At 60.2% G+C, this 16,964-nt stretch carries 13 protein-coding genes; 6 read left to right on the forward strand and 7 right to left on the reverse strand.

Annotation, left to right across the window (positions count from 1 at the left end):
* Positions 1-73: 73 nt before the first annotated feature.
* Together ACYVGC_RS10905 and ACYVGC_RS10910 are read left to right on the forward strand one after the other, a co-directional pair.
* Positions 74-2,569, forward strand: coding sequence for a glycoside hydrolase family 31 protein (locus tag ACYVGC_RS10905; protein ID WP_460583860.1), 2,496 nt, complete (start codon positions 74-76; stop codon positions 2,567-2,569).
* A gap of 160 nt (positions 2,570-2,729) precedes the next feature.
* A complete protein-coding gene (locus ACYVGC_RS10910) occupies positions 2,730-3,659 on the forward strand; it encodes a cation diffusion facilitator family transporter (protein WP_460583861.1) in 930 nt (309 codons plus the stop codon).
* A 163-nt stretch (positions 3,660-3,822) separates the two neighbouring features.
* On the opposite strand, the gene ACYVGC_RS10915 is transcribed toward ACYVGC_RS10910, so the two are convergent.
* From ACYVGC_RS10915 to ACYVGC_RS10930, 4 genes are all read right to left on the reverse strand, one after another.
* Positions 3,823-4,581, reverse strand: a complete 759-nt coding sequence (locus ACYVGC_RS10915) for a hypothetical protein (protein WP_460583862.1) — start codon at positions 4,579-4,581, stop codon at positions 3,823-3,825.
* A 106-nt stretch (positions 4,582-4,687) separates the two neighbouring features.
* On the reverse strand, positions 4,688-5,443 hold the full coding sequence (locus ACYVGC_RS10920) for a succinate dehydrogenase/fumarate reductase iron-sulfur subunit (RefSeq protein WP_460584064.1): 756 nt from the start codon (positions 5,441-5,443) through the stop codon (positions 4,688-4,690).
* Positions 5,444-5,562: 119 nt separating this feature from the next.
* Positions 5,563-7,497: a fumarate reductase/succinate dehydrogenase flavoprotein subunit gene (locus ACYVGC_RS10925; protein WP_460583863.1), complete on the reverse strand. Its 1,935-nt coding sequence runs from the start codon at positions 7,495-7,497 to the stop codon at positions 5,563-5,565.
* 102 nt (positions 7,498-7,599) lie between these two features.
* A complete protein-coding gene (locus ACYVGC_RS10930; protein ID WP_460583864.1) occupies positions 7,600-8,337 on the reverse strand; it encodes a succinate dehydrogenase cytochrome b subunit in 738 nt (245 codons plus the stop codon).
* Between the two features lie 998 nt (positions 8,338-9,335).
* On the opposite strand from ACYVGC_RS10930, the gene ACYVGC_RS10935 reads away from it, so the two are divergent.
* The 3 genes from ACYVGC_RS10935 (at position 9,336) to ACYVGC_RS10945 (ending at position 13,759) form a co-directional block, all read left to right on the forward strand.
* Entirely contained in the window at positions 9,336-11,477 is a 2,142-nt protein-coding gene (locus ACYVGC_RS10935) for a T9SS type B sorting domain-containing protein (RefSeq protein WP_460583865.1), read from the forward strand.
* A gap of 117 nt (positions 11,478-11,594) precedes the next feature.
* Complete coding sequence (gene fabD / locus ACYVGC_RS10940; protein WP_460583866.1) at positions 11,595-12,509, forward strand: ACP S-malonyltransferase; 915 nt, start codon at positions 11,595-11,597, stop codon at positions 12,507-12,509.
* Positions 12,510-12,562: 53 nt separating this feature from the next.
* Positions 12,563-13,759, forward strand: coding sequence for a hypothetical protein (locus ACYVGC_RS10945; protein ID WP_460583867.1), 1,197 nt, complete (start codon positions 12,563-12,565; stop codon positions 13,757-13,759).
* Between the two features lie 37 nt (positions 13,760-13,796).
* Here the strand turns inward: ACYVGC_RS10945 and folK are convergent, their stop codons facing one another.
* Positions 13,797-14,291 (reverse strand): 2-amino-4-hydroxy-6-hydroxymethyldihydropteridine diphosphokinase, encoded by a 495-nt coding sequence (gene folK, locus ACYVGC_RS10950; RefSeq protein WP_460583868.1) that lies wholly within the window; start codon positions 14,289-14,291, stop codon positions 13,797-13,799.
* Entirely contained in the window at positions 14,292-15,146 is an 855-nt protein-coding gene (locus ACYVGC_RS10955; protein ID WP_460583869.1) for an alpha/beta hydrolase family protein, read from the reverse strand.
* Positions 15,147-15,194: 48 nt separating this feature from the next.
* Between ACYVGC_RS10955 and ACYVGC_RS10960 the strand changes: the two genes are divergently transcribed.
* Positions 15,195-16,184: a polyprenyl synthetase family protein gene (locus ACYVGC_RS10960; RefSeq protein WP_460583870.1), complete on the forward strand. Its 990-nt coding sequence runs from the start codon at positions 15,195-15,197 to the stop codon at positions 16,182-16,184.
* 97 nt (positions 16,185-16,281) lie between these two features.
* Here the strand turns inward: ACYVGC_RS10960 and ACYVGC_RS10965 are convergent, their stop codons facing one another.
* Entirely contained in the window at positions 16,282-16,962 is a 681-nt protein-coding gene (locus ACYVGC_RS10965) for an aminotransferase class III-fold pyridoxal phosphate-dependent enzyme (protein ID WP_460583871.1), read from the reverse strand.
* Between the last annotated feature and the right edge of the window lie 2 nt (positions 16,963-16,964).

Genomic DNA, 16,964 nt, shown 5'->3' on the forward strand with positions numbered 1-16,964 from the left:
CGACTGCCGGCCTTAATTGATGGGGCCGCCGCTCCGCTGCCTCCCGCGCCCTGCCTATTCTATTCTTTTTTATATGCCTGCCGAGTCTGCCCAGTCAACTAATTACATGCTCAATGACCTGGCCGCCCAAGCGCGCCAGGAACACCTGCCCGGTACGGTGCAGCGCGTAGAGCAAACCCACGACCACCTCTTCACCTTCACCACCGAAAACGGTACACGCCTGCTGCTGCACGCGCTGAGTGACAAGATTTTACGCTTCCGCTATCTCACGCCGGGCAGCCCGGCCGAGCCCGATTTCAGCTACGCCGTGCCCGACCCCGCCGCCGAGCGCACCATGCACTCCGGCGTACCCACCTTTCTGGAGTTTAAGGAGAAAAGCGACCACTACCGCCTCACCACGGCCCGCCTCATCTGCATTGTGTGGAAGGAAAGCCTGCGCACGCGGGTGCTCGACCGCTCGGGCAACGTGCTGTCTGACAATGAGAAAGGCTTTCACTGGCACCACGACGACGACACCGGCAACGACGTGGTGAAGATGAGCCAGCAGGTGCCCAGCGGCGTGTGCTACTACGGCCTCGGCGACAAGCCCGCCAATATGAATCTGCGTGGCCAGCGCTTCTGCAACTGGGGTTCCGATACTTACGGCTACGTGAAGGGCTCCGACCCGCTGTATAAGAACATCCCGTTTTTCCATGTGCTGCAACAGCGCATTGCGCACGGCATTTTCTTCGATAACACCTTCAAGGCGTTTTTCGACTTTGCCGCCGAGCGCGCCGACGTCACCAGCTTTTGGGCCGAAGGCGGCGAGATGAACTACTACTTTATCTACGGCCCCACGCTACTCGAAGTAACTGAGGAATACACGCGCCTGACCTGCCCGCCCGAGCTGCCGCCGCTCTGGACGCTGGGCTACCACCAGTGCAAGTGGAGCTACTTTCCCGAGCGCAACGTGAAGGACATTACCAAGGGCCTGCGCGAGCGCCGCATTCCGTGCGATGCCATTTACCTCGACATCGACTATATGGATGGCTACCGGTGCTTTACCTGGCACCCACAGCACTTCCCCGAGCCCAAGCGCATGGTGCAGGAGCTGGCTGTCGACGGCTTCAAAACGGTGGTCATCATCGACCCCGGCATTAAAATCGACCCCGAGTATTCGGTGTATACCGAAGGGCTGGCCAACGACTACTTCTGCCGCCGCGCCGATGGCCCGCTGATGCGCGGCTCGGTGTGGCCCGGCCTCTGCAATTTCCCCGACTACACGAAGCCCCAGGTGCGCGCGTGGTGGGCCGGCCTGTTTGAGGGCCTGATAAAAGATGTGGGCGTGAAGGGCGTGTGGAATGACATGAACGAACCCGCTGTATTTGAGCGCGGTACCTTCCCCGACGACGTGCGCTTCGACTTCGACGGCCAGTCGGGCTCGCACAAAAAAGCGCACAACATCTATGGCATGCAGATGGCCCGCGCCACGGCGGCCGGCGTCAAGCAGTTCAGCTACCCCGACCGGCCGTTTACCATCACGCGCAGCACCTACGCGGGCGGCCAGCGCTACTCTTCGGGCTGGACCGGCGACAATATCGCCAGTTGGGACCACCTCTGGCTGGCCAATATCCAGTGTCAGCGCCTGAGTATCAGTGGCTTTAGCTTCATCGGCTCCGACATCGGCGGCTTTATCGACACGCCCGACGGCGAGCTGTATAGCCGCTGGATTGCGTTGGGCGCGTTCCACCCGTTTTTCCGCACGCACAGTTCCGGCGACCACGGCGACCAGGAGCCCTGGAGCTTCGGCGAGCCCTACACCAGCCTGGCGCGCCACTTCATTGAGCTGCGCTACATGCTGCTGCCCTACGTGTACACCGCCTTCTGGCAGTACACCACCAAGGGCACGCCCATGCTGCGCCCGCTCACGTTCCTGGACCAGAACGACCCCGAAACCTACCTGCGCATGGCCGAGTTTTCGCTCGGTGACCACCTGCTGGTCTGCCCCATCACGCAGGCCGGCGCTGATGGCCGCTGGATGTACCTGCCAAAGGGCGACTGGTTCTACTACTGGACCGACGAGCCCCGCGCCGGTGGCCAAGAAGTATGGGCTTCGGCCGACCTCACCCGCATTCCGCTCTTCGTAAAGGCCGGGGCCGTGGTGCCCATGCAGCCCATTATGCAGTACGTGGGTGAGAAAGTGGTGGAGCAGCTCACCCTGCACGTGTACTACAAAAACGGCACCGCCGAAAGCGTCCTCTACGACGACGGCGGCGAAGGCTACGCCTACCAGGAAGAAGGCCAGCAAACCACCCGCCGCTTTACCGTGGCCGGCGACGCCGCCACCCTCACGCTCACCCAACAAATCGAGGGCGCTTACCAAACGCCCTACACCACGTACCGCGTAGTGCTGCACGGCTTGCCCACTAATATTCAGGTAGTTACTGCCGACGCGCAGGCTTTGGCATTAGGGGAGTACGCTGCCACCGAAACCACCGTGGCCGCGCCGGCCGTGGTGGTCGATGTGCGCTTTGGCGAGCTGAAAATGGAGCTGACCGCGCCAGAAACGGGGTTGCCGGCGAAAGCATAGGTAGTTTGGAACGAAGCTAAAAAAGCGTCCTGGCCTATGTCAGGGCGCTTTTTTGATGTTGGCCGCACTGCTGAAGCACCTTCAGCCTGGCCGGGCACGTACTTGCCATTTCGTCAGGATAGCCAGCATCCAGATTTGAAACAATTAGCTATACGAACGCGTGCCTACCGATACCAAAGCTCCCGAATCGAAAACCGCCATTATCGCCGCGCTAGTGGCCAACCTGGCTATTGCCATCATCAAGTTTGTGGCGGCGTGGTTTACGGGTAGCTCGGCTATGCTTTCCGAAGGCATTCACTCGCTGGTAGATACAGCCAATGAGTGGCTACTGCTGCTAGGCTTGCGCAGCAGCCAACAGCCGGCCAGCGAACGGCGCCCATTCGGTTACGGCCGCGAGCTGTACTTCTGGGCCTTCATGGTGGCGGTGTTCATCTTCAGCATCGGCGGTGGGCTGTCGCTGTACGAGGGCTACGAGCACCTGCGCCACCCCGCGCCCCTCGGCGACCCCACTTGGAACTACGTGGTGCTGGGCCTCGCCTTTTTATTCGACGGGCTTTCGTTCCGGGTGGCCCTGCGCACCTTCAACGCCCAGCGTGGCCAGCAGCCTTTCTGGGCCGCGTTTCGCAAAAGCAAAGACCCGTCAGTGTTCGTGGTGCTGTTTGAGGACGCGTCCGACCTGCTGGGGCTACTCATTGCCTTCCTGGGGGTGTTTCTCAGCCACATATTGGACATGCCCGCCCTCGATGGCGTGGCCTCGCTGCTTATCGGCGTGCTGCTTTTGGTAGTGGCCGGCTTTCTACTACGCGAAACCAAAAGCCTGCTGCTCGGCGAGCCCGCCGAAACCTCCCTGCTGGCCCACATCACCGAGCTAGCCAATGCCGAAACGGATATCCTGCGTGCTAACCCACCGCTCTCGTCCTACCTTAGCCCGCACGAAATACTCGTGGTACTGCCCGTCGAGTTTGCCCCCACGCTGCCCGCCGCCCAACTCACGCGGGTAATTGAGCGGCTTGGGACCGCCATTCAGGCTGCCCACCCCGATGTGCAGCACATTTTCATTCAACCCACTTCCATCACTACTGCCGACTAGCAGCGCAATCTGGAGCCCAATGCGCGGTTTCTAGGTCACTACATGGGCAAGCTGCCGGTTTTCGCCGGCTGTGCGCACTTCGGCAGAAGGAGCCCACTGCGAGCGAACAGCCAGCAGCCCGTTCCCATGCGCTTGCTGGATTCGGCTTTAAGCCCAAAAGCTTTCAGACCGGCCTGATGTGCAGCAGTACTTCGTAGGCCTGGCTCAGTTCCTGCGCGTCGCTTTCCCTTAGTGGCGGCCCTTCCAGCAGCAAGCTTTCCAGGCCTTGGCTGAATGTGCGATGCACACTAATTTCTTGTAACCAGCTGCCTACTAATTTGCTAACTGCTGGAGTAGCGAAAGGATTGGTAAATTGTGCCGACCCGCCCGGCTCCGGCTCAACCCAGTAAAACAGTAAATCTTTTAGGTGCAGCAGGCTTTCGGTGGTACCACTGGCCACCCAGACGCGCAGCAGCGGGGCTATGTCAAAGTGCGCAATGCCAAACATAACCAGGATGCTTTCCAGCGAATCGCCACTTGGCAGCGGGTGCTGCGCCAGGCTCTGCTGAAAGTAGGCGAGGGCAAACGCTGCTAATAGCTCCAATTCGGGCTTTAGCTCGGACCCGGTCCACGCTGCAGACTGGTCGAGGTAGAGCGGCGTAAGGGTGATTTCGACGGCGAAAGTGGGGAAGTCGTAGTCGCTTACCAATTCCAGAATCCGCGGCAGAAAATGCTTCATCTCCCACAACTCCCGCGGCGTGTGGGCATGCGCCGACCCGTAGTAAGCCCGGGAAAAAAGGTCGCTGGAAATAGTGCGCAACGGCATAGCAACCAGTTCCTGCTCTTCCGCGTCGGTGATGCAGCAAACCTTGCACACCGCCAGCGTACTACCGATAGTATAGGGTAAAAATAGTGTATAAGCCTCGCTGATAATAGCTTGCAAGTTAGTGTTCATAATAAAATTTGCTAGATAAATGGCTCGCTAGCAAAAGAAAAAGGCGCGGCAGAAGCTCTGCCGCGCCTTTCACGCTGAAACCAATTACTAGGTCCTAGGCCATGTTGTTCGAAGCCACTTTAGCGGTCAGAAACTCGCGGTTCAGGATGGCAATATTTTCCAGTGAAATGCCTACCGGGCACTCGGCAGCGCACGAGCCGATGTTGGAGCACGCCCCAAAACCTTCGATGTCCATACGGGCTACCATGTTTTCCACGCGGGTTTGCGCTTCTACTTGGCCCTGCGGCAGCAACGCCAACTGGCTAACCTTAGCCGACACAAACAGCATGGCCGAGGCGTTTTTGCAAGCTGCCACGCACGCGCCACAGCCAATGCAGGTAGCCGCCTCAAATGCGCGGTCAGCAATGTCCTTCGGAATCGGAATCTCGTTGCCATCGGGGGTGCCACCGGTGTTCACGCTCACGTAACCGCCCGCCTGAATGATGCGGTCAAACGCCGACCGGTCCACGCTCAGGTCCTTGTTAACCGGGAACGCGTTGGCACGCCAAGGCTCGATGGTGATGGTCTCACCGTCCGAAAACTTGCGCATGTGCAACTGGCAGGTAGTGGTACCCTTCTCCGGGCCGTGCGAGCGGCCGTTGATGAATAGGGCACACGAGCCACAAATGCCCTCGCGGCAGTCGTGGTCGAAAGCCACCGGGTCCTGACCCTTGTGCAAAAGGTCCTCGTTAAGCACGTCGAGCATTTCCAGAAACGACATATCGGGCGATATCTCGTTCACTTTGTATTCTACAATCTGACCTGATGCCTGGTTGTTAGGCTGCCGCCACACGCGCAGCGTCAGGTTCATGGGTTTCGCGTTGGGGTTAGAACCAGCCATTTTTTTTGCAGTTAACAGTGAGCAGTTAACAATGAGCAGACTATCAAGAAGATAGTAAACTGCTCATTGTTAATTGTTCATTGATATTATTATTTGTAGCTACGCTGGGTGAGCTTCACATTCTCAAACACCAGTTCTTCTTTGTTGAGACGCTCGGGCTGGTTGTCGCCCGTGTACTCCCAGGCCGCCACGTAGGCGTAATGGTCGTCGTCGCGCTTGGCTTCGCCTTCCTCGGTGGCATACTCCTCGCGGAAGTGGCCGCCGCAGCTTTCGTTACGGTCAAGGGCGTCGTCCACCATCAGTTCGCCGAGCTCCAAGAAGTCAGCCACGCGGCCGGCTTTCTCCAGCGCTTGGTTCATCTCTTCGCCCGAGCCCACTACTTTTACGTCTTGCCAGAACTCCTTGCGCAGTTTGGCAATTTCGGCTTTGGCATACTTCAAGCCTTCGGCATTACGGGCCATGCCGCAATACTCCCACATGAGGTGGCCCAGCTTCTTGTGGAACTCATCCGGCGTGCGGTTGCCCTTGATGCTGAGCAGCTGCTCCACGCGGGCCTGCACACCAGCTTTGGCTTCAGCAAAAGCGGGGTGGTCCGTAGTAACCGGCTTGGGGGGCGTGGCGGCCAGGTAATCACCAATGGTATAAGGGATTACGAAATAGCCATCGGCCAGGCCCTGCATCAGGGCCGAGGCACCGAGGCGGTTGGCACCGTGGTCGGAGAAGTTGCACTCGCCCGTGGCGTAGAGGCCAGGGATGGTGGTTTGCAGGTTGTAGTCAACCCACAGGCCGCCCATGGTGTAGTGCACTGCCGGGTAAATGCGCATCGGCAGCTGGTACGGATTCTCGTCGGTAATCTTCTCATACATGGCGAAGAGGTTGCCATATTTCTGGCTAACTGCTTCAGCGCTAGTACGCTTGATGATATCGGCAAAGTCGAGGTAGACGGCCAGGCCCGTCGAGCCTACGCCACGGCCTTCGTCGCACATCTGCTTGGCATTGCGCGAGGCTACGTCGCGCGGCACCAGGTTACCAAAGGCGGGGTACTTGCGCTCCAGGAAGTAGTCGCGGTCCTCTTCTTTGATGTCCGTAGCCGTGATTTCGCCCTTGCGCAGGCGCTCGGCTATTTCCTTGGTAGCGGGCACCCACACGCGACCGTCGTTACGCAGCGACTCTGACATCAGCGTTAGCTTCGACTGGTAGTCGCCCGATACGGGAATACAAGTGGGGTGAATCTGGGTGAAGCAAGGGTTAGCAAAGTACGCGCCCTTCTTGTGCGCCCGCCAGGCGGCGGTAGCGTTGCAATACATGGCGTTGGTGCTCAGGTAGAACACGTTGCCGTAGCCGCCGGTGGCCAGTACTACGGCGTGGGCCGCGTGGGTCTGGGTTTCGCCGGTGATGAGGTTACGCGTTACAATGCCGCGGGCCTGGCCATCCACTACCACCACGTCAAGCAGCTCCGAGCGGGTGTACATTTTTACCTTGCCGTAGGCAATCTGGCGGCTCAGGGCCGAGTAGGCACCCAGCAGCAGCTGCTGTCCTGTCTGGCCACGGGCGTAGAAAGTCCGGCTTACCTGGGCCCCGCCAAACGAGCGGTTGGCCAGCAAGCCGCCGTACTCGCGGGCAAAAGGCACGCCTTGGGCTACGCACTGGTCAATAATATTGACCGATACCTGCGCCAGGCGGTACACGTTGGCTTCACGCGAGCGATAGTCACCGCCCTTAATGGTGTCGTAGAACAAGCGGAACACGGAGTCGCCGTCGTTCTGGTAGTTTTTGGCGGCGTTCACGCCGCCCTGCGCAGCAATGGAGTGCGCGCGGCGGGGCGAATCGTGGTAAGTAAATGCTTTTACATTATAGCCCAACTCGGCCAGCGAGGCGGCGGCTGAAGCGCCGGCCAGGCCGGTGCCCACCACAATCACGTCGTACTTCCGCTTGTTGGCGGGGTTCACGAGCTTGACGTTGAACTTATGCTTGTCCCATTTCTCGGCCAGGGGGCCTTCGGGCGCTTTGGAAATCAGAGCCATTCTATTGGGTAGTTAGGTTAGTTGAGTGGGGGAGGGGCTGAAGTGGGAAGCAGGTATCGGAGCGCCATCGCTACCCAACCTCATAACCACTAAACAACTGACTTAGTTGAAGGCCACCAGCAAGTGATGCAACACAGCCGGCGCGCTAGTGATAATAGCGCCTTCGTCGTTGGTGAAAAAGTAGAAGTACAGCGGCATAGAGGCAAAGCTGGCCGACACCAGCACGGCAAATGCGTAGCCGAAATTGGTAATCAGCGGCATGTACTTGCGGTGGTTGAGGCCCAGCGTCTGGAAGCCCGAGCGGAAGCCGTGCCACAGGTGGTAGCCCAGGCTAGCCTGCGCGGCCACGTACAGGGCCACGTACCACCACTGGTGAAACGAAGACACCACCAACTTGTATAGGTCGTCGTTCTTGTTGATGTCTGGGTCGAGAGTGCCGAAGCGGGCGCGCCAGAAGAAATTGTACAAATGCACGATGAGAAACACCAGGATAATGGAACCCAGGATGCCCATGTTGCGCGAGGTCCACTCCGAGTTTTTCTTGGCTTGCCACTGGTCGTAACCGAGCGAGCGGGCGCTTTTGTTGCGCATCGTCAGCATCAGGGCTTCGTAAATGTGAAAGCCAAAACCCAGTACCAATCCCCACTCAATGGTGCGGATAACGGGGTTGTGCCCCATGAAATGCGAGTAAACGTTGAAGGCCAGGCCGTCGTCGTTCTTGAAAAGCTGGAAGTTGCCAATCAGATGCACTACCAGGAACGTGCAGAGAAACAGCCCCGTAAGGGACATAATAATCTTGCGCCCGATGCTGCTGGTAAAGGTTTTTGTAACCCAGTTCATATAATTTTCAGTCGAAAAAAAGACCGTTTGTACTGCCCAAAGGTAGGGCCCGCACGGGCCTTGGCCCAAGGCGCGGGCGTAACATTGGCGTTATTTAGAATGGTTAAACCCAGTGCCTAACCAAGCAGGCGTGCTACGTGAATCAATCGGGCCGCAATGCAGTTAGCTGTGTCGCGGCGTACTTTAGGACAACCAACTGGCTCAGAAAAAGGTTGGCAAGAAGTGCCCACGGGGCGAGGTCCGATTTTTGCGGTTGAAAACTGTCTTTACAACACAGGTAGATTATGCGAGTTCTTTTATCCTTTGGGAAGAATGGGGGGCGCGGCGCTTGGCTGCTGGCCACGCTGTTGCTGGTAGCGCTGGGCTGGCTGCGGCCCCAGGCGGCGCAGGCGTCACACATCCGGGCGGGTGATATTCAGGCCAAGGTGGACACCATCAATGGAAACCCCAACCGGATATTCTTCAAGCTGACCCTCTATAGGGATAATGGGATAGGGGAACCTGGACCTACTCCAGTAGACCAGCCAACTGTTGATATTATTTTTGGGGATGGCATCCGGCAAAATGGAATTCCTAAAGCCAGTACTCTGAGAGTTGGAGCAACCGATATTTTTTCTTACTACTTTGAGCATACTTACTCTGGGACGGGAAGCTATGTAGTGAGTTTTGTGGGAGAGAATAGAAACGATGGGGTTCTCAATATGTCCCTTTCTAGGGACCAAAGTTTTTATATAAATACAACTATTAATGTAACCCCACTTAACGGCCGCAATCGTTCTCCTATTTTGCGAGCTCCGGCCGTTGACCAAGGCGCAGTAGGCCAGGTGTTTTTGCACAATCCGGCTGGTTATGATGCTGATGGTGATTCTTTAGCCTATCATCTAATTGATTGTCAGCAAGTACCTAATTTTACCATTGATACTACTCGCCCTATCCCAGTAGTTTGTACTAACTACGTAAGTCCTGATAATCAAGCAATAGCGCCTGGAGCTAAGCAAGTGCCCTTCTCGGGTATTCCCGCTGGTATTCCGGCTAACAATGCCATCATTGTGCAGGATGTCCGTACCGGACAAATAACCTGGAACGCACCTGCCCGTGCCGGCTTCTATAACATTGCTTTTCGAGTAGATGAGATTCGGCGCACAGCCAACGGCTTCCGGGTAATTGGCTCGGTTATCCGGGACATGCAGATTATTATTCAAGCTACCAATAACCTGCCGCCGACCCTTACTGTGCCGCCTGACCTGTGCGTGATAGCGGGCCAGAATGTGACGTTGAACGTGTCGGCTCGCGATGGCGTGGGCACCAACGCTACGCCCACCAACGTAGTCCTGACGGCCTTCAGCGGCATTTTGCCGCCCGCTACCTTCCGGCAGACCTCGACGGGCACGGCCGTAACGGGCACGTTTAGCTGGAACACCGAGTGTAGCAACGTATCCAACCAGCCCTACGTGGTGGTTTTCCGGGCGCAGGACACGCCGCCCAACGTAGCTACGGCCCCGTTGGTGGATATCAAGCCAGTCCTTATCACCGTAGTTGGGCCGCCGCCCCTGAACCTGCGGGCGGTGCAAACGACGGCCGGCGGAATCACGAACGTGCTTTCCTGGAACAGCTATACCTGCCAGAACGCCAGCCAGATACTGATTTACCGCAAGGAAAATCCCTCGGGCTTCAACCCCGGGCCGTGCGAAACGGGCATTCCGCCCTCGGCGGGCTACACACAGGTGGGCTCGGTGCCGGTTACGGCCACCACGTACGCAGATAACCAGGGCTTGGTGCGAGGCAAGACCTATTGCTACCGCATTTACGCTACGTTCCCGCTGCCTTCGGGCGGGGCCAGCATTGCCTCGGCCGAGACGTGCGTAACGTCGAGCGGTCGCTCGGCCATGCTCACCAACGTGGACGTGGATGTTACCAACCCTACCACCGGGCAGATAACCGTGAAGTGGACGCAGCCCCGCACCAGCGTGGGCGCTTTCCTGTCGCCGAGCTACCGCCTGAGCCGCAGCGTGGGCGCGGGCGCCCCGGCGCTGGTGGCCACCATCACCAATATTGCCGATACCACCTACGTAGACCGCGGCCTGAATACCACCGACAACCAGTATACCTATTCGCTGGTATTTATCAACACGCCCACGGCCGGCGCGGCCCCGGTGGAGGAGCCTGCGCCCACCGCCACCAGCGTGCGCACCACCCTCGTGCCCGACGGCATCAACCGCACCATCACCGTAAACTGGGCTTACAACGTGCCCTGGACCAACAGCACGCAGCCTAGCCGCATCTACCGGCAGGACCCCGGCAGCACCACCTTCAACCAGGTAGCCACCGTGACGCCGGGTGCCACTAGCGGCACGTATGTAGACCGCAACCTGGTGACCGGGCAGCAGTACTGCTACTACGTGCAAACCAATGGGCAATACCCGGGTCTTTTAAATTCGGCCAACCAGCTGATTTTCACGAACCTGCTCAACAAGAGCCAGCAAATCTGCACCACGCTGCTCGACGTGCCCTGCACGCCGGTACTGAGCCTGCAAGTGACGAACTGCGACAGCCTGGCCGCACTGCCCTCGTACCTGCCAATCAACCAAACGTATCAGAACCGCCTGCGCTGGACAGTGGGCTCGCTGCCCACGGGCTGCGCCACTAATGCCGTGAGCTACAACGTGTTCCGCGCCGATACGGAGGGTGGTGCGTACGTGCTCATCGGCACTACGCCGACGCTTACCTACCTCGACCGCAACCAGCCCCGGCCCACATACTGCTATAAGGTGCAGGCTGTGGCGGCCAACGGCCAGCTGAGTGCGTTAAGTAACTCGGCTTGCCAGAGCGACTGCGTGTTCTTCATCCTGCCCAACATCTTTATTCCCAACAGCACAGTTGTTGCGAACCAGGTATTCCGGCCAAAAGTATCCAGCCCACTTAAGCGCACCCACATCCAGATTTTCAACCGCTGGGGCCGTAAGGTGTACGAAGGTGACCAGGACCCCTACATCAACTGGACGGGCGGCGGTGCCACGGGTGAAAGCGCCACCAGCGGTCTGACTTCGGGCGGTATCTACTACTACCTGGCCGAAGTCGAATTTGACGACGCGGCGCAGACCAAGCGCACCTTTAAAGGCTGGGTCGAGTTGGTGCGCTAAGCGCTGGCCAACCTGCCCATGGAGAAAGCCGCCCCACCTGGGGCGGCTTTTTTGGCTTTATTTTGCCGGACCCGCCGGTAGCGCGGGTGGTTTTTCAGGCTTTAACTCTTCGTTATTTTGACTCCTTCCCACCCTTCGGCGGCCGCCGCGACGGCCGTAATTTTTCCGGGCCAGGGCTCGCAGTTTCCGGGCATGGCCCGCGAGCTGTTTGAGCAAAGCGAGGCCGCCCGCGCCCTGCTCACCCAGGCCAATGACATTCTGGGCTTCAACCTTACCAAACTCATGTTTGAGGGTAGCGACGAGGACCTGCGCCGCACCGACGTAACGCAGCCGGCCGTGTTTGTGCATTCGGTGGCGCAATTTGTGGCCCAGCCCGGCCTGCAGCCCGCCATGGTAGCGGGCCACTCGCTGGGCGAGTTTTCGGCGCTGGTGGCGGCTGGCGTGCTCACCTTCGCCGATGCCCTGCCGCTGGTGGCGCGCCGCGCCCAGGCCATGCAAGCCGCCTGCGAGGAGCAGCCCGGCACCATGGCCGCCATCCTGGGCCTGGCCGACGAAGCCGTGGAGCGCGGCTGCCAAGAGGTAGCCGCTGGGGGCGACATTGTGGTGGCCGCCAATTATAATTGCCCCGGCCAGCTCGTTATTTCGGGCTCCACGGCCGGCATTGCCAAGGCCTGCGAGGTGCTGAAAGCCGCCGGGGCCAAGCGCGCCCTGCCGCTGCCGGTGGGCGGCGCGTTCCACTCGCCCCTGATGCAGTCGGCCCAGGCCGCGCTGGCCGAGGCTATTGAGCGCACCACCTTCCACCCCGCCCGCTGCCCCGTGTACCAGAACGTGGACGGCGCCCCCCACCGCGACCCCGCCGAAATTAAAGCCAACCTGCTGGCTCAGCTCACCGCCCCCGTGCGCTGGACGCAGAGCGTGCAGGCCATGGTCCGCGACGGGGCCACCCACTTCGTAGAGTGCGGCCCCGGCAAAGTGCTGCAAGGCTTGGTAAAGAAAATCGAGCCCACCGCTACGGCTGGCTCGGTGGCATAAGCAAGATGCTGTTGGTAAAGGAGTTGCTAAAAAATATTTTTAGTAAACCCTGTTTGGTTACGCTGCTGGCCGGCCTGCTGGCCTTGGGGCTCTACCTCTACGTGGTGAGCCCCGGGCTGGCCGGCACTGCCGATTCCTACCACTACCTGTCAGCTGCTTACAACTTGCAGGCCACGGGCCGGCTGGTGCTGGCCGATGGCAGCGCCCTGCGCTGGTGGCCACCCCTGTTTGCCGTTGTGCTGAGCATCATTGGGTCTTCGGGCGGCGTGCAGTGGCTCAATGGCCTGTCCCTGCTGGGCTCGCTCGCTACCTGGAGCGCGGTGGGGTACTGGCTGCTACCCGCCCGGCGCGCCTGGGCCCTGCCGCTGCTGCTGGCCCTGGGTAGCCCCGCGCTGGTAGTAAGTAAGTTTGTGTGGTCAGAGCCACTGTTTAACTGGTTGTGGGCCAGCTACTTTCTGGTGTTGCTAGTCTGGTTGCGCCGGGGCGGCTGGCGATTGGGCTTGCTGGCTACCGTGCTGGGCTGCTTGCTGCCTTTGCAGCGTATTGCCGGCGTGTTTTTGGTAGCTGGGGTTGGGGCCGGCCTGTTCTGGTTTAGTGCACGGCCCAGCGTCAGGCCCAGTCGCCTGATGCAGGCGGGGCACTTGTTGGGCGCAATTAGTGGGCTGGTAATGTGGCAGTTGCACAGCTCGGTGGCGGCGGCGGCCACTTTAGGCCCCACCGTGACGCTAGCCCAGGCGGCGGCCGATTATGGCTTTGTACTCGGGCGCTGGTTGGTGCCACTGCCCATGAGCAGCCTGGCGCTGGTGCCGGCTAGTGGCTGGGTGGCGGCCTTGGTAGTTATCTTATTGCTACTATGGCCTTTATCTACCGCTTCTCACCAGACTAGCGGCAAGTGGCCCAGTGAGTGGACCTTGCTCGGTGCCCGCCTGCTGTATGCCGCTCTCTTGGTAGTGCTACTAGCCCTGATAGTGAGTGCGATGCGGGCCCGCGCTGGCCACGGCATTCAGGAGGCCGAGCGCTACATCACGGCGCTTTATCCGCCCACGGTGTTGCTGGTGCTGCTGGCCTGGCCCAGCCAATGGCGCTGGGCTACTAGGTTGGGGCCGGCTTTACTGGGGTTTTGGCTCCTGTACCAGGGCGTGCGGGCAGGGCACAATAGCCGCCAGCTTCACCAAATAGCCCCTATAGAACTGACCTATCCGCACCCAACAGCCTGGTGGGAGAAAATAACTACTACCGACGCTCCCTGATGACCCGCCCGGCGGTAGGAGATGAGCAGCGGCGGCGCTAGACCGGCCGCCAGGTGTGCACCGCCAGCCTATCTGGGCAGGCATCTAATAGTTCGGCGATGGTCCGGTGCAGCACTGGGTGCACCAGCTGCGGGGCTAGCTCGGCCAGCGGAACTAACGCAAAGCGCCGGCCCGGCAGTGCTGGGTGCGGCACCGTAAGGTATGGGATATCAATAACTTCCTGCCCAAATAGCAGCATGTCAACGTCAAGGGTGCGGGCGGCCCAGCGCACGAGGCGCTCGCGCTGCTGGAGCTGCTCGGCGGCCAGGCAAGCGGCCAGCAGGGCCGGGGCGCTTAGCTCGGTTTCAACGGCCAGCACCTGGTTGAGAAAGGCCGGCTGTTCCTCCACTCCCCAGGCGGCCGTTTCGTAGAGCGCCGAGGCGGCCACTAGGTGCCCCGCGGTGGCGGCCAGGTCGCAGCGCGCCTGCACCAGGCGGGCCGCCCGGTTGCCCAGGTTGCTGCCCAATAGTAAGTAAGCTAGCGTGTTAGCCATTTAGTGAGCAGTAAAAAACGCCGCCGTGCGCTCCGCAATAAGCTGAACCTGCGGGGGTAATTTCGACTCCACCCACGGGTGCGTGCCGCCAAAAACGTGGTTGGCCCCGGGCACTACTAGTACCTCGGCGGTAGGCTGGCCGGCGTGCAGTTGGTGCACGGCCGTCACGGGCACAGTTTCGTCCTGGTCGCCGTGGATGAGCAGTAGTGGTTGGCGCAGGCCGGGCAGCAGCGCGGGCAGGTCGAGGCGGGCGGGGTTTTGGTAGAAATTTTCTACAATCTGGTAGTACATAGGCAGTTGTTGACCGGTGCGGGCGTTGGGTACTTGCAGCACGCCGTCGCGTTGCCACTGGGTTAGCACGGCGGCGGGCCAGCGCGGGTGCAAGTCGGCCACGGCGGCCCAGGTAGCTACGGCGGTCACGCGCGGGTCTTCGGCGGCCTTAAGCAGCACCAGGGCCCCGCCCCGGCTGTGGCCTACCAGGTAGAGACGGCGCAGGTCGAGGGCGGCGGCCGGCAGCGGCGTAGCCCTCGGCGTATGCAGCGCGTCGATGAGCTGACCCAGGTCATCGAGCTCCAGGCTGAAATTATTATTGCCAAACGCCTCCAGGTCTTCCAAATCGCCGGAGCCGCCTACCACCACGCCGTTGTGCGAAAGGTTGAGCTTGACAAACACAAACCCCTTTTCGGCGAAGAAACGGCCCAGCAAGTTGAAGTGGCCCCAGTCCTTGAACCCCTTGAAACCGTGCACGAACACTACCACGGGCTGGGGCTGGCCGGTGGGCTCGTAGGTGGCATCGGCGGCAAATTGCCGGCCGTGCGCGGGGCCGGTGAGCGTAAAATCGACGGTGGTCAGCATGGGGCTAAGGTAGGCAGTGCGGCCCGGCTGCCGTATTATTGCGCCCGCATGGCAAACCCCCTCGACCAGATTCAGGCTCCTATTGCGGCCGAGATGGCCGAGTTCGAAGTCAAGTTTCGGCAGTCGATGCAGACCAAGGTGCTGCTGCTCGACAAGATAATGGGCTACATCGTGCGCCGTAAGGGCAAGCAGGTGCGGCCGATGTTCGTGTTTCTCACGGCCCGCGCCAGCGCCGCCGACCCCACCGCTCCGCTGCCCGAAGCCGTGTTTCGGGGTGCGGCCCTCATCGAACTGCTGCACACTGCCACGCTGGTGCACGACGATGTGGTGGACGAAAGCAACTACCGCCGCGGTTTCTTCTCCATCAATGCCCTGTGGAAGAATAAGATAGCCGTGCTGGTGGGTGATTACCTGCTGAGCCGGGGCCTGCTGCTGTCGCTGGAAAACGACGACTTCGACCTGCTCAAAATCGTGAGCAACGCTGTGAAGGAGCTGAGCGAAGGCGAGCTACTGCAAATTGAGAAAGCGCGCCGCCTCGACATCACGGAGGATGTGTACTTCGACATTATTCGCCAGAAAACGGCCTCACTCATTGCCTCCTGCACGGCCGTGGGCGCCGCCGCCACGGGGGCCGACAAAGCCACTATCGAAAAAGCCCGACTTTTTGGCGAGAAAGTGGGCATGGCCTTTCAAATAAAAGACGACCTGTTTGACTACGGTACGGCCGAAATTGGCAAGCCGGTGGGCATCGATATCAAAGAAAAAAAGATGACGTTGCCGCTCATCTACGCCCTGCAACAAGCCAGCTGGCTGGACAAGCGCCGCGTTATCTTCAACGTGAAAAACAACGCCGGCCACCGCGACCGCGTGCAGCAGGTAATTGACTTCGTGAAGCAGTCGGGTGGCCTCGACTACGCCATCCGCACCATGGAGCGCTACCGCGACGAAGCCCTGGCCATACTGCGCGAGTTCCCCGCCTCCGAAGCCCGCGACTCGTTGGAAACGCTGATTAACTATACCATAGAGCGCGAAAAGTAGTGCGAAGCTTCCGCCTTCGTGCGCGAGCGTAGCGAGCATGGTCATTGGCGCGGTTAAGCTCACTCGCTGCGCTCGTGCACGAAGCAGAAGCTTCGCGCTACTTTAACACCAGCATCGGGTCGGGGCACAGCGCCGCCCAATAAGCCCGCTCGCTCGGCGCGGCTACGCCCGGAAAATCGCCCACGCGCCCTTGCATATCGGCCATAAGCTGGAAGTGCAGGTGCGGCGGCCAGTCGCCATTTTCGGGGTAGGGGCCCACGTGGGCGAATACCTGGCCGGCGGCCAGCGCCTGCCCGGCGCGTAGCCCGGCGAGGTCGGTGCGGGTGAGGTGGCCGTAGAGGCTATAAAAGATAACGCCTTCTACATCATGCTGTAAGATAACGGTAGGGCCATAGTCGCCGAAGTTGTCGTTGTCGGCGAGGCTGTGCACTACGGCGGGCAGCGGCGCGGCTACGGCTGCGCCGGCCGGCACCCACACATCTACGCCCAGGTGCAGGGAGCGGGGCTCGGTGGCGGCTTCAAAATGCGCGCTACGGCGGTAGATAACCCGGTTTTCGAGGTACCCACCGATGCCCACGGTGGCGTGCTGCTCAGCTAGCATCGCGTGCACCAGCTCGGCAAAGGCCGCCGTATCGCGCAGGCGCTCGGGGTGGGCGAGGCGGGAGTTGGCGGCCGTGAAATCGAGCTGGGCTACGCCGGGGGCGGCCAGTGGGTAGGCGGGGAGCACGGGCGCAAACGTGGCCCGGTGTTGGGCCAGTAAAGTGGGTAAATCGGTCATAG

Source organism: Hymenobacter arcticus (assembly GCF_054779975.1).